A 13589-nucleotide genomic window follows, 5' to 3' on the forward strand; every position below is an offset into this window, starting at 1 on the left:
ATGATGCTCATCTAGACATCAAACATCCGGGAACATCACGCTATTCCCCGGCGCTTCCCTGTGCAGATGGATAAAGTTCAGGTGCCGTTCATACTGGTCCAGAATGTCCGTAATCACCTGCTCCTTGCTGTAGTCCATCAAATCATTCCCCTGGCTCCCTTCCAGCAGGAAGGTTTCCAGCCGGTAGTAGGTCGATTTCCCGCTGCGCGCCCGGTAGGTAAACCCGGGTACCGAATACTGCTGCGGCCAGATCTGATAAACAAAGTTCTGCTCGTCGCCCATGTGCACCAGCAGATCCAGGTGCCCCAGGGTCTCGCCCTCCTCCGGCGGCAGGTTTTTCAGCTCCACGTACGCACCGCGCAGCTTCAGCTCCTGCGCGACCTCTTCCATCGCCGGGAAGCAGACCGTCTCCATCATCTGTTTGGTGTAGCGCGTGCCCGGGTAGTTCATCAGGCGCGAGAGACGTTTCTTCCAGCTCAGCCGGTCCTGCGCGCCCATCGGACGCGGCGCGGTGTCGCGGCTGGCGCTGACGCGGCGGTAGTCTTCCACCTTGAGCGATTTATACAGCCCGGCCATCACGAAGAAGATGACGAAGCTGAACGGCAGGCCCATGATCACCGTGGTGTTCTGCAGCGCCGAAATGCCGTTGGTCATCAGCATGCCGAGCGTCAGCAGGCCAATGGCGATGGACCAGAAGATGCGTAGCCAGTTTGGCGCATCGCTGTTGATATCTTTGAGCTTCGAGGTGAAGTTGCCCAGCACTAGCGCGCCGGAATCCGCCGAGGTGACGTAGAACAGCAGGCCGGTGATGGTCGCCACGGAGGCGCTAAAGGTAAACGCCGGGTACTGCGCCAGCAGGCTGTAGAAGCCGCGCTCCGGGTGCGCCATCGCTTCCTGCGCGAAGGTGGCATTGCCGTGGATGATCTCATGCAGCGCGCTGTTGCCGAAAATCGACAGCCACAGCAGGGTAAAGGTGAACGGGATTATCAGCGTGCCCATCACGAACTGGCGGATGGTGCGGCCACGCGAAATACGCGCCAGGAACAGGCCGACAAACGGCGACCACGCCACCCACCACGCCCAGAAGAACAGCGTCCAGTTGTTCATCCACTCTACCGGGCGGTCGAAAGCGAAGCTGTTCAGCGTCATGCCCATAAAGCGGTTTACGTAGTCGCCCACGTTGAGCACTAGGGCATTGAGCAGGAACGAGGTATCGCCCATAAACAGCACGAACAGGATCAGGCCTAGCGCCAGCGCCACGTTCAGCTCGGAGAGCACGCGGATGCCTTTATCCACGCCCGACGTCACCGAAATGGTGGCGATAATCACCGACAGCGCTATCAGCGCCGCTTTGGCCGCCATCGAATCCGGGATATCAAACAGCACACTCAGCCCGTAGTTGAGCTGCACCACGCCAATCCCGAGCGTTGTCGCAATACCGAAGATGGTGCCGATCACCGCCGCGATATCAACGCTGTGGCCAATCGGGCCGTTAATCTTTTTACCGAAGATCGGGTACAGCGCGGAGCGGATGGTGAGAGGCAAATTATAACGATAGCTAAAGTATCCGAGCGCCATGCCCATCAGGGCGTACATCGACCAGCCCGTCAGGCCGTAGTGGAACAGCGTCCAGACCATCGCCTGGCGCGCGGCCTCCATCGTCTGCCCTGCCCCTTCCGGCGGCTGCATATACTGCGTGACCGGTTCCGCCACGGAGAAGAACATCAGGTCAATGCCGATGCCCGCGGCAAACAGCATCGCGGCCCAGCTCAGCAGGCTGAATTCGGGCTTGGACTGCTCAGGCCCGAGCTTCACCGAACCGAAGCGCGAGCAGGCGATGCAGACCACGAAGACGATATAGAGCGTCGCGGCCAGCAGATAGTACCAGCCGAAGGTCTTCGACACCCAGTTCAGGGTGCGCCCAATCCACTCGGCAGAAAAATCACGAAAGAAGATGGTCGTCAGGGAAAACAACAAAATCAGCCCGGCGGACGTATAAAAAACGACCGGGTTGATTTTGTCTTTTTCTCTGTCTTGTGAAAGGTCTGTCATCCAGTATCCCCACTGTTTTTGTAACTATTAAAATCCAAATCCGCAACAATTAAGACACATTTTATATTGAACGTCCAATCAAAAACCGCTTTAATGTATTACCAACGCTGATGAATGGAGTGGCAAAAATGCCCAAAGTGGGGATGCAGCCGATCCGGCGCAGGCAGCTTATCGACGCCACGCTGGAAGCAATAAATGAAGTGGGAATGCACGACGCGACGATCGCGCAGATCGCCCGTCGGGCGGGCGTTTCCACGGGGATCATCAGTCACTACTTCAAAGACAAAAACGGTCTGCTGGAAGCGACCATGCGCGACATTACCGGCCAGCTGCGCGACGCGGTTTTGAGCCGCTTACGCGCCCTGCCGGACGGCAGCGCGGAGCAACGCCTGCAGGCCATTGTCGGCGGCAATTTTGATGAAACCCAGACCAGCGGCGCGGCAATGAAGGCCTGGCTGGCCTTCTGGGCGAGCAGCATGCACCAGCCGATGCTCTACCGCCTGCAGCAGGTGAGCAGCCGTCGCTTGTTGTCAAACCTGGTGTACGAGTTCCGCCGTGAGCTGCCGCGCGAACAGGCTGAAGAGGCGGGCTACGGCCTGGCGGCCCTGATCGACGGGCTGTGGCTGCGCGCCGCGCTGAGCGGCAAGCCGCTGGATAAGCCCCTGGCGCAGTCGCTCACCAGCCACTTTATCAGCCAGCATTTACCGACCGAATAACCGAGGAGAATTTATGTCCCGAATGGCAGAACAGCAGCTTTATATCAATGGTGGTTATACCTCCGCCACCAGCGGTCGCACCTTCGAGACCATCAACCCGGCCAACGGTGAAGTTCTGGCGAGCGTACAGGCCGCCGGGCGCGAAGACGTGGACCGCGCAGTCGAAAGCGCAAAACGCGGACAAAAAATCTGGGCGGCGATGACCGCCATGGAGCGTTCGCGCGTTCTGCGTCGCGCCGTTGATATCCTGCGCGAGCGCAACGACGAGCTGGCGAAGCTGGAAACCCTCGACACCGGTAAAGCGTATTCCGAAACCTCCACCGTCGACATCGTCACCGGCGCGGACGTGCTGGAGTACTACGCGGGGCTGATCCCGGCGCTGGAAGGCAGCCAGATCCCGCTGCGTGAGACCTCATTCGTCTACACCCGCCGCGAGCCGCTGGGCGTGGTGGCGGGCATCGGGGCGTGGAACTACCCGATCCAGATCGCCCTGTGGAAATCCGCCCCGGCGCTGGCGGCGGGCAACGCGATGATCTTCAAGCCGAGCGAGGTCACCCCGCTTACCGCCCTGAAGCTTGCGGAGATCTACACCGAAGCGGGCCTGCCGGACGGCGTATTTAACGTCCTGCCGGGCGTGGGCGCGGAGACCGGCCAGTACCTGACCGAGCATCCGGGCATCGCCAAAGTCTCCTTCACCGGCGGCGTCGCCAGCGGCAAGAAGGTAATGGCCAACTCGGCGGCCTCGTCCCTGAAAGAGGTAACGATGGAGCTGGGCGGCAAATCCCCGCTGATTATTTTCGACGACGCCGATCTGGATCTCGCGGCGGACATCGCCATGATGGCGAACTTCTTCAGCTCCGGCCAGGTGTGCACCAACGGTACCCGCGTGTTCATACCCGCGAAATTCAAGGCCGCGTTTGAGCAGAAAATCGTTGAGCGCGTGGGCCGCATCCGCGCGGGCGATCTGTTCGATGAACGCACCAACTTTGGCCCGATGGTCAGCTTCCCGCACCGCGACAGCGTGCTGCGCTACATCGCCAAAGGCAAAGAGGAAGGTGCGCGCGTGCTATGCGGCGGCGACGCGCTGAAGGGCGAAGGTTTTGACAACGGCGCGTGGGTCGCCCCGACCGTGTTCACCGACTGCACCGACGAGATGACCATCGTGCGCGAAGAGATCTTCGGCCCGGTGATGTCCATCCTCACCTATGAAAGTGAAGAAGAAGCGATCCGCCGCGCCAACGACACCGACTACGGCCTGGCGGCGGGCATCGTCATTGCCGACCTGAACCGCGCGCACGGCGCCATTCATCAGCTCGAAGCGGGCATCTGCTGGATCAACACCTGGGGTGAATCCGCCGCAGAGATGCCGGTCGGCGGCTACAAACACTCCGGCATTGGTCGCGAGAACGGCGTGATGACGCTGCAGAGCTACACCCAGGTGAAGTCCATCCAGGTTGAGATGGGTAAATTCCAGTCCATATTTTAACCGGGAGGTTTATTTGCAATTTGACTACATCATTATCGGGGCCGGCTCTGCCGGCAACGTACTGGCAACGCGACTGACTGAAGATCCGAATACCACCGTCCTGCTGCTTGAGGCGGGCGGGCCGGACTACCGCTTTGACTTCCGCACCCAAATGCCCGCCGCGCTGGCGTTTCCGCTGCAGGGCAAGCGCTACAACTGGGCGTATGAAACCGAGCCAGAGCCGTACATGAACAACCGCCGTATGGAGTGCGGGCGCGGCAAAGGCCTGGGCGGCTCGTCGCTGATCAACGGCATGTGCTACATCCGCGGTAACGCGATGGACCTCGACAACTGGGCGAAAGAATCTGGCCTTGAGCACTGGAGCTACCTCAACTGCCTGCCCTACTACCGCAAGGCGGAGACGCGCGACGTGGGGCCGAACGACTACCACGGCGGCGACGGCCCGGTGAGCGTTACCACCTCGAAACCGGGCGTGAACCCGCTGTTTGAGGCGATGGTGGAAGCGGGCGTGCAGGCGGGCTACCCGCGCACAGACGATCTCAACGGCTATCAGCAGGAAGGCTTCGGCCCGATGGACCGCACGGTCACGCCGCAGGGCCGACGCGCCAGCACCGCGCGCGGCTATCTTGACCAGGCCAAAAAGCGCCCGAACCTGACCATCCGCACTCACGCCATGACCGATCATATTATTTTTGACGGCAAGCGCGCGGCGGGCGTCGAGTGGCTGGAGGGCGAAAGCACTATCCCGTCCAGAGCGACGGCGAATAAAGAGGTGCTGCTGTGCGCGGGCGCGATTGCCTCCCCGCAGATTCTCCAGCGCTCCGGCGTGGGCAACGCGGAGCTTCTGAAGCAGTTTGATATTCCGCTGGTGCACGACCTGCCCGGCGTGGGCGAAAACCTGCAGGATCACCTGGAGATGTACCTCCAGTACGAATGCAAAGAGCCGGTCTCCCTCTACCCTGCCCTGCAGTGGTGGAACCAGCCGAAGATTGGCGCCGAGTGGCTGTTTGGCGGCACCGGCGTGGGCGCGAGCAACCACTTCGAGGCGGGCGGTTTTATCCGCAGCCGCGAGGTGTTCGAATGGCCGAACATTCAGTACCATTTCCTGCCGGTAGCGATTAACTATAACGGTTCGAACGCGGTAAAAGAGCACGGCTTCCAGTGCCACGTCGGCTCCATGCGCTCCCCGAGCCGCGGGCACGTGCGCATCAAGTCGCGCGATCCGCACCAGCATCCGGCGATTCTGTTCAACTATATGTCTCACGAGCAGGACTGGCAGGAGTTCCGCGACGCTATCCGCATCACCCGCGAGATCATGCACCAGCCCGCGCTGGACAAATATCGCGGTCGCGAAATCAGCCCGGGCGTCGAATGCCAGACCGACGAGCAGCTCGACGAGTTCGTGCGTAACCACGCCGAAACCGCCTTCCACCCGTGCGGCACCTGCAAGATGGGTTACGACGAGATGGCGGTGGTCGACGGCGAAGGCCGCGTTCACGGGCTGGAAGGGCTGCGCGTGGTGGATGCGTCGATCATGCCGCAGATCATCACCGGCAACCTGAACGCCACCACTATTATGATTGGCGAGAAGATTGCCGACGCCATTCGCGGGCGCGAGCCGCTGGCGAAGAGCACGGCGGCGTATTATGTGGCGAACGGGGCGCCGGTTCGACGCTGAGGGTATTTCCCTTTACCCTGGCCCTCTCCCCATAGGCTGAAGGATCCCCAGTAATTTTTAAGCAGCAGCAATAACGTTGTTTAAGAACGACTTAAGCCTTTCAGCGATGCCCTGGTCCGGCTGTAAATCGCTGAGGCGTTTGCCTTCCGGCCGGGGCGAGGCGCATGGATGCGCCGAGAGGGCGGGCTTTACAGGGACGTTACCTCCGCCCGTCCCCGATAAGCCGGAAGGAATACGCCGAGGGCACCGCGAAGCGGCGATTTACCGCCGGGAGCCCGGGTCGCCAGGGTGGTGGCGACTGAGCCACCCTGGCACGTTCACCAGTCATGTTGTTACAGAGTAGCAAGGAACATAAAGTGAACGGAATGACCACTACAGCCTTATGTTCCCCTCACCCTAACCCTCTCCCCGAAGGGGAGAGGGGACTGTTCCGTGCTGGCATTACTTTGTGGTGCCCCCTCAGCCCATAGGGGAGAGGGGATTAACCTACCCCGCCCAAAATTTATTTTCATTTGCCTGCATCCAGTTTCCCCCCTGCCCTCGTATGTGAGTATGTGAGCAACGCCTTTGCTCCTTAATCCGAGGATAAATGATGAAAAAGCTACTCAGTGTTGCATTCGTATCCAGCGCTTTACTCTTCTGTGCAGGCGCATCAGCAGCCATGACGTCAGGCTCCGTGATGGTGGGCGGAGCGGAAATGTTCCCGAGCAAAAACATTGTTGAAAACGCCGTGAACTCTAAAGATCACACCACGCTGGTGGCGGCGGTTAAAGCGGCCGGGCTGGTGGATACGCTGCAGAGCAAAGGGCCCTTCACCGTTTTTGCGCCCACCGATGCGGCGTTTGCGAAATTGCCTGCGGGTACGGTGGACAATCTGGTGAAGCCGGAAAATAAAGCGCTGCTCACCAGTATCCTGACCTATCACGTGGTTGCGGGTAATTACGATATGAGAGCGCTGGAGCAGAAAATTAAACAGGGCGGCGGCCACGCGGAGCTGAAAACCGTTAACGGTCAACCGCTGTGGATCATGAGTAACGGCCCGCACAATATTCAGCTCAAGGATGGTAAAGGTAACGTGGCGAATATCAGCACCTATGACGTCCATCAGAAAAATGGCGTGATCGATGTGATCGATACCGTCCTGATGCCTAAGTAGTTGTCTATACTTCGGAAGTGTGACGTTGCCTTCCGGGAAAAACATGGATAACGCGCTGGCTGAACAGCATTTGAAATTAATGCAGGCGGTCGCAAACGGCGATCGCCGCGCATTTGAACAGCTTTACCGACTCACTTCACCGCATCTGTTTGCCGTCGCGCTGCGCATGCTACGCCATCGCGCCTGGGCAGAAGAGATCCTTCACGACTGTTTTGTCACCGTCTGGAGTAAAGCCGAAACCTATAACGCCGCCCTGAGCTCTCCGATGACCTGGCTTACGCATATTGTTCGCAACCGCTGCATTGACTGGCTGCGCAGCGGGCAAACCCGCGCTGCCGCCCGCGAGGAGTCGTATTCCGAAGAGAGTCTGCTTAGCGAAAACGATGAGCAAAACAACTGGTACGATAACGCGCAGGCAGCACGACTCAGGCATTGTCTGGATCATCTGAGTCAGGAACAGCGCCAGAGCATTACGCTCGCCTACTATCAGGGCATGTCCCACAGCGACATTGCCGACTGGCTCCAGCAGCCCGTGGGCTCGGTAAAAAGCTGGATCCGCCGCGCGATGGATCATCTTCGGGAGTGCGTGGGCCTATGAATGACAGCGAAAAACGCGATGACATGCTGGCTGCAGAATATGCCCTCGGCACCCTGCGCGGAGGGGCGCGGCTTCAGTTCCAGAAGAGGCTTGCCGCTGAGCCCGGTCTGGCTGCCCGCGTGGCGTACTGGCAGGAAATGTTCAGCACGCTCGACAGTCATCTCGCGCCCGTTCACCCACCCGAGACGGTGTGGAAGAGGATAGCCCTCGATCTGCCACCGAAAAAGCCTTTGCGCCAAAGCCGGCCCTATCTCGGCTGGGTGGTCGCGGCCGGCCTCGCCGCCGTTACCGTCGTGACCTGGTATTCCACCCGCACGCCGGAACTCGCACCGCTGATGGTGCTCAACGATGCCCAACAGCACGGGCAATGGATCGTCAGTGCGGACAGCCGCCGCCAGTATCTGAGCATCACCCCTCTCAGACCGAACGCTGTCGCGGCGCAAAACAGCCTGCAGCTTTGGCTTATTCCTGCCGGGAAGGCCCCGATATCCCTTGGGCTGCTGCAACGTGATATACCGACTGATGTTGCCCTCAGGAACAACACCCTTACCCCTGACGCGATGATAGCCATAAGCCTTGAACCTAAAGGGGGATCACCCACCGGTCAACCCACCGGCCCCGTGCTGTACAGCGGCAAGATTTAATCCTCCGGCCTTGTTCGCAGGGCCGCGGGGTCACCAAATTTTATTCTGTTCATATGATTGTTACATATAAGAATTAAATATTAAGCTTGCAATTAATTTAATTATTAAAAAACGTCATTGACATTTTCTTCCGCACTCCATTAAGTTTTAAGCGAGCATTATTTCATTCCAGATACAGAATATATCAAAAACGAGCATTTAAGAATTTTTCATAATTCTTAAACCGCTCCCTTATTTTTATTTATTTTGAATCACACAACAGTGAGATAAGATCATGAATAATAGTGCAAACAAAGTTGTTGTTATCACCGGTGCCAGCAGCGGTATTGGTGAGGCCATTGCCCTTCATCTGGCAAATAAACCTTTCTCTCTGGTGCTGGTTGCCCGTCGTCTGGAGAGAATTAACGCCCTGGTGGATCGCATTATTCAGCAGGGCGGCCAGGCGATTGCCGTGAAGGCGGACGTGACCCGACAGGAGGAGGTTCAGCGCGCGATTGACGCTGCCGTCGCCGCATACCAGCGCGTCGACGTGCTGATCAACAACGCAGGCTTTATGGCAATTGCTCCCCTCAGCGAGCTGAAAACCGACGAGTGGGACCGGATGATCGATACCAACATCAAAGGCGTGCTGTACGGTATCGCAGCGGCATTCCCGGTATTCCAGCGTCAGGGGAGCGGACACTTTATTAACGTGGCCTCCGTGGCGGGTATCAAGGTCCTTGCCCCCGGCGGCGTGGTGTACAGCGCCACGAAATTCGCCGTCCGCGCCCTGAGTGAAGGCTTACGTCAGGAAGCGGGGAAAACCGTTCGGACGACCCTTATTTCCCCCGGCGCCGTTGAAAGCGAGCTGCAGTTTGGCAGCTCTGATGCCCCGAGCAAACAGTTCCTGCATGAATTTTATAAGCAGGCTATTCCGGCAGAGTCGATTGCCAGAGCCGTATTATTTGCTATCGAACAGCCTGGCGACGTTGATGTAAATGAAATAATTGTCCGCCCTACGCAGGAAGAATTTTAGCATGAGTTAAATAACGCTGAACGAGGTGTCATTATGATTAAATCATTAACGTCCCTGTCAGACTTAAATATGCGATCGGGTGCCGACATTCTCCTTGAAGTGCTGGAGAGTGAAGGTGTGGAATATATTTTTGGCAACCCCGGCACCACCGAACTTCCGCTTATTGATGCCCTTCTTCGCCATGAAAATATTCACTATATTCTGGCACTCCAGGAGAGCAGCGTGGTCGCCATTGCCGACGGCTACGCGAAAGCCTCCGGCAAGACCGGTTTTATCAATTTGCATACCGCCAGCGGTCTTGGGCACGGCATGGGGAATCTCATTAACTCGCGGATCATGAAAACGCCGCTGGTTGTCACCGTCGGACAACAGGATACCCGCCACTACGTGCGCGACCCGCTCCTGTATGATGACATTGTCTCCATTGGGTCGCCGGTGGTGAAATGGGCGCAGGAGGTCACCAACGCCGACCAGCTTCCGGTGCTGGTGCGTCGGGCGTTTCATGCCGCCAGCTACCCTCCGGCCGGCCCGGTTCTGCTTTCGCTTCCGATGAACGTGATGGAAGAGCTCAGCGACGCCGGGATACAAACGGCCTCTAAAGTGAACTACCACACCGTGGCGGGCTCGCTGGACGAGCTGGCGCAGGCGCTAAGCGAAGTCACCCCCGGCAGGATCATGATTGTGGCGGGGGATGAAGTTCACTCCAGCGGCTCGACGCAGGAGATTGTCCAGCTTGCTGAAGCGCTGGGCGCCCACGTCTACGGCTCCTCCTGGCCGCTGAATTTACCCTTCCCCACGCAGCACGCGCTCTGGCGAGGCAATATGCCCACCACCGCAAAGGAAATCGCCAGCGTCGTTAATGCCTACGATGCGGTGTTTATCATCGGCGGCAGAAGCCTGATTACCATTTTGTATAGCGAGGGCGAGGCGATTCCGGAAACCTGCGCGGTGTATCAGCTCTCGGCGGATATGAACGAGCTGGGACGCACCTACGCCACCCGCCTCTCGGTGATGGGAGATATCACACTCTCCCTGAAGGAACTGTTGCCGAAGCTTGAGCAGCGCCGGGTGGCAAGCAAATTGACGCATCAGCGGCTGCTCAAAGCGGCACGCGCTGAGCGTGAAAAAGAGTGGCAACTGCAGGAAGAGCGTCTGGCAGCCGAGCGGCTGCGCCCGGCGATTTCGCCGATGGTCGCGGCCTACGAGGTGATAAAGTCCGTTCCGCCGGGCATAACGATTGTCGACGAAGCGATTGCAACGGCCAGACACGTTCGCCGGTTTATCTCCGACCAGCAGCACCCGCGCTACTACTTTATGCGCGGCGGCGGTCTGGGCTGGGGAATGCCTGCAGCAGTAGGTCACTCGCTGGGGCTGGGGCGCGAGCCGGTTGTGTGTCTGGTTGGCGACGGCGCCTCCCTGTACTCGCCGCAGGCGCTCTGGACGGCGGCGCACGAAAATCTGCCCGTCACCTTTATCGTGATGAATAACCTGGAGTACAACATCCTGAAAAACTTCATGAAAGGACAGCCGGGCTACAGTTCGACAAAGCTGGGTCGTTTTATCGGGATGGATCTGATTAACCCGCGAATTGATTTCCAGTCGCTGGGGGCCGCGATGGGTATCCGCTGCTGTCGGGTGACCCAGGCCGCGGATATCGCCACGGCGGTGACGCAGGGGCTACAGTCCGGAAAAACCAATTTGATCGAAATTGCCATTTCCGCAGATTGATCGACCGTTTCAGATGTACCCTACATAAAACACTTATAACCGAAACGCCTCAAGCCGCTTAATCTGCCGCCCTTCCCCGTCAAAATTCTCCGCCGCCAGCCAGGCGCGCAGCTCGGCGTCTCTTTGCGGCCACTCGCCGTCAATAATAGAAAGCATATCGCTGTCGCGGTTGCGCCCTTTGCGCACCAGCTTCTGGCGCAGGCGTCCTTCCCAGACAAACCCCAGCCGCTCCGCCGCATTGCGTGACGCAATGTTCATGGAATCGCACTTCCACTCGACGCGCCGGTAGCCATGCTCAAACGCATTTTTCAGCAGCAGCCACACCGTTTCGGTGCCCATCCGGGTTCCTTTCATCCTGCGCGACCAGGTCACGTGCCCGATCTCCACCGACCCCAGCAGCCGCTCGTTAGCCATATAGCTCACCAGCCCCACCGCGCGTTCGGTGCGTAAATCAATGACGGCAAACGGCACCAGCTCATCGTCCATCACCTTACCCACGATCCAGTGCACGGTGGCTTCCACGCTCGCTGGCTGCGTGCTGGCAAGCCACGTCCAGTCGCTGTCGTCGCCCAGCGCGTAGGCCTCATAGAGATCGGCCGCGTGGCGATCGGCGTCCAGCGGCTCCAGGCGGCAATACTGGCCGAACAGCGGCGTGCGTGTTAATACGCGCGCGCCTCTCCAGTCGGGAACGATATCGTTAACGGTTTGACCATGTTGATTGATTTCGGGCACGGCGGTGACTCCCTGAAAGGTAAGGAGTTTGTTATAGCAGGTTAAAAAGCGGGCGAAAAGCAGCGTATTTTAATAGCCCGAGCGCATGCGATATTCCCGCAAGATATAAGCAAAGCTGAATTTCGACTTTGCGGAATGTCAGAGTCGACCTAACGTAGCGGAGCATAAAACAATCACAATATATTCTTCTCAGGGATCGCTATGACGAAAAAACTGTTGCCGTTACTGGTGCTGGCTGCGCTCTCAGGCGCTGTCCACGCCACTACACCGCCCACCACGCTGGTTGTTGCCCAGGGGCTGGATGACATCGTGAGCCTCGACCCGGCCGAAGCCAACGAGCTTTCCAGCATCCAGACCGTGCCGAGCCTGTATCAGCGTCTGGTACAGCCGGACCGCGATAACCCGGAAAAAATCACCCCGATTCTGGCAGAAAGCTGGGAAGCGGACGCGGCAGCAAAAACCCTGACGATTAAGCTTAAGCCCGATGCCAAATTCGCCTCCGGCAACCCGCTGCGCCCGGAAGACGTGATTTTCTCGTACACCCGCGCCGTGACGCTGAACAAATCCCCGGCCTTTATCCTCAACGTGCTGGGCTGGGACGCGAGCAACATCGCCAGCCAGCTGAAAAAGGTGGACGACCATACCCTCCAGCTTCACTGGACGGCGGACGTTAGCCCGTCGGTGGCGCTGAATATTCTCTCAACGCCGATTGCCTCCATCGTCGATGAAAAGCAGGTTGCGGCGAACGTGAAGGATAACGACTTCGGTAACGCCTGGCTGAAAATGCACTCGGCGGGCAGCGGCGCGTTCAAAATGCGCGTCTATCAGCCGCATCAGGCTATCGTGCTGGAAGCTAACGAATCGGCGCCCGGCGGCGCGCCGAAGCTCAAAAGCATCATCATTAAAAACGTCCCCGATCCGGCCTCACGCCGCCTGCTGATCCAGCAGGGTGATGCGGACGTGGCGCGCGATCTCGGTGCAGATCAGATAAGCGCCCTGGACGGCAAGCCGGGCGTGAAGGTACTGAGCATTCCGTCCGCCGAGCAAAATTACCTGGTGTTTAACACCGGCAACAGCGCCAACCCGCTGCTGAACAACCCGGCGTTCTGGGAAGCCTCGCGCTGGCTGGTCGATTATGAAGGCATCACCAAAAATCTGCTGAAAGGCCAGTACTTTGTTCATCAGAGCTTCCTGCCGGTCGGCCTGCCGGGCGCGCTGGAAGACAACCCGTTTAAATTTGACCCGGCAAAAGCGAAAGCCATTCTCGCCAAAGCGGGCATTAAAGACGCGCACTTCACGCTGGACGTGGAGAACAAGCCGCCGTTTATCACCATCGCCCAGTCGATGCAGGCGAGCTTTGCCCAAGGTGGCGTGAAGGTCGATCTGCTGCCTGCCGCCGGGAGCCAGGTCTATGCCCGCGTGCGCGCAAAGCAGCATCAGGCGGCGATTCGTCTGTGGATCCCGGACTACTTCGACGCGCACTCTAACGCCAGCGCCTTCGCGTGGAACGACGGTAAATCCAGCACCGTGGCCGGGCTGAACGGCTGGAAAATCCCGGAGCTGAATAAAGCCACGCTGGCGGCGGTAGCCGAGCCGGATCCGGCGAAGCGTCTTGATCTCTACAAAAAGATGCAGGAACAGCTGCAGCAGAATTCGCCGTACGTGTTCGTCGATCAGGGTAAAACCCAGATCGTGGTGCGCGATAACGTGAAGGGGTATCAGCAGGGGCTGAACGCGGATATGGTCTGGTACGATCGCGTCACGAAGTAGCCCTTCTCCTTCTC

The 13589-nt window shown here is 58.7% G+C and carries 11 protein-coding genes; 9 read left to right on the forward strand and 2 right to left on the reverse strand.

Annotated features, from left to right (window positions below; all coding sequences use genetic code 11):
• Window positions 1–18: 18 nt before the first annotated feature.
• Window positions 19–2052 carry a choline BCCT transporter BetT gene (gene betT / locus FOY96_RS16035; RefSeq protein WP_023310695.1) on the reverse strand — a complete coding sequence of 678 codons (2034 nt, stop codon included), beginning with the start codon at window positions 2050–2052 and terminating at the stop codon, window positions 19–21.
• A 128-nt stretch (window positions 2053–2180) separates the two neighbouring features.
• Between betT and betI the strand changes: the two genes are divergently transcribed.
• From betI to FOY96_RS16075, 8 genes are all read left to right on the forward strand, one after another.
• Window positions 2181–2768, forward strand: coding sequence for a transcriptional regulator BetI (betI, locus tag FOY96_RS16040; RefSeq protein ID WP_087822155.1), 588 nt, complete (start codon window positions 2181–2183; stop codon window positions 2766–2768).
• 13 nt (window positions 2769–2781) lie between these two features.
• Window positions 2782–4254 carry a betaine-aldehyde dehydrogenase gene (gene betB / locus FOY96_RS16045; RefSeq protein ID WP_143347411.1) on the forward strand — a complete coding sequence of 491 codons (1473 nt, stop codon included), beginning with the start codon at window positions 2782–2784 and terminating at the stop codon, window positions 4252–4254.
• 13 nt (window positions 4255–4267) lie between these two features.
• The gene (gene betA, locus FOY96_RS16050; RefSeq protein WP_143347412.1) at window positions 4268–5932 is read left to right on the forward strand and encodes a choline dehydrogenase; all 1665 of its coding nucleotides are present in this window, start codon (window positions 4268–4270) and stop codon (window positions 5930–5932) included.
• 592 nt (window positions 5933–6524) lie between these two features.
• Window positions 6525–7088 (forward strand): fasciclin domain-containing protein, encoded by a 564-nt coding sequence (locus tag FOY96_RS16055; protein WP_064673615.1) that lies wholly within the window; start codon window positions 6525–6527, stop codon window positions 7086–7088.
• Window positions 7089–7131: 43 nt separating this feature from the next.
• Entirely contained in the window at window positions 7132–7686 is a 555-nt protein-coding gene (locus FOY96_RS16060) for an RNA polymerase sigma factor (protein WP_143347413.1), read from the forward strand.
• Window positions 7683–8330, forward strand: coding sequence for an anti-sigma factor (locus FOY96_RS16065; RefSeq protein WP_143347414.1), 648 nt, complete (start codon window positions 7683–7685; stop codon window positions 8328–8330). Before FOY96_RS16060 ends, FOY96_RS16065 begins: the two co-directional genes overlap by 4 nt.
• Before the next feature lie 274 nt (window positions 8331–8604).
• Entirely contained in the window at window positions 8605–9345 is a 741-nt protein-coding gene (locus FOY96_RS16070; RefSeq protein WP_033144879.1) for an SDR family oxidoreductase, read from the forward strand.
• 33 nt (window positions 9346–9378) lie between these two features.
• Window positions 9379–11073 (forward strand): thiamine pyrophosphate-binding protein, encoded by a 1695-nt coding sequence (locus FOY96_RS16075; protein ID WP_143347415.1) that lies wholly within the window; start codon window positions 9379–9381, stop codon window positions 11071–11073.
• Window positions 11074–11106: 33 nt separating this feature from the next.
• Here FOY96_RS16075 and FOY96_RS16080 read toward each other — a convergent pair whose 3' ends face one another.
• On the reverse strand, window positions 11107–11805 hold the full coding sequence (locus FOY96_RS16080) for a GNAT family N-acetyltransferase (RefSeq protein WP_143347416.1): 699 nt from the start codon (window positions 11803–11805) through the stop codon (window positions 11107–11109).
• A 201-nt stretch (window positions 11806–12006) separates the two neighbouring features.
• Here FOY96_RS16080 and FOY96_RS16085 point away from each other — a divergent pair, with 201 nt between their 5' ends.
• Window positions 12007–13575: an ABC transporter substrate-binding protein gene (locus FOY96_RS16085; RefSeq protein ID WP_143347417.1), complete on the forward strand. Its 1569-nt coding sequence runs from the start codon at window positions 12007–12009 to the stop codon at window positions 13573–13575.
• Window positions 13576–13589: the final 14 nt, after the last annotated feature.

The organism is Enterobacter asburiae (genome assembly GCF_007035645.1).
GTDB classification, from domain to species: Bacteria; Pseudomonadota; Gammaproteobacteria; order Enterobacterales; family Enterobacteriaceae; genus Enterobacter; species Enterobacter asburiae_B.

Excerpts from the sequence above, each read along its gene's own strand:
- betT (WP_023310695.1), bottom strand. The coding sequence starts at position 2,052 with ATGACAGACCTTTCACAAGACAGAGAAAAAGACAAAATCAACCCGGTC.
- betI (WP_087822155.1), top strand. The coding sequence starts at position 2,181 with ATGCCCAAAGTGGGGATGCAGCCGATCCGGCGCAGGCAGCTTATCGAC.
- betB (WP_143347411.1), top strand. The coding sequence starts at position 2,782 with ATGTCCCGAATGGCAGAACAGCAGCTTTATATCAATGGTGGTTATACC.
- FOY96_RS16055 (WP_064673615.1), top strand. The coding sequence starts at position 6,525 with ATGAAAAAGCTACTCAGTGTTGCATTCGTATCCAGCGCTTTACTCTTC.
- FOY96_RS16060 (WP_143347413.1), top strand. The coding sequence starts at position 7,132 with ATGGATAACGCGCTGGCTGAACAGCATTTGAAATTAATGCAGGCGGTC.
- FOY96_RS16065 (WP_143347414.1), top strand. The coding sequence starts at position 7,683 with ATGAATGACAGCGAAAAACGCGATGACATGCTGGCTGCAGAATATGCC.
- FOY96_RS16070 (WP_033144879.1), top strand. The coding sequence starts at position 8,605 with ATGAATAATAGTGCAAACAAAGTTGTTGTTATCACCGGTGCCAGCAGC.
- FOY96_RS16075 (WP_143347415.1), top strand. The coding sequence starts at position 9,379 with ATGATTAAATCATTAACGTCCCTGTCAGACTTAAATATGCGATCGGGT.
- FOY96_RS16085 (WP_143347417.1), top strand. The coding sequence starts at position 12,007 with ATGACGAAAAAACTGTTGCCGTTACTGGTGCTGGCTGCGCTCTCAGGC.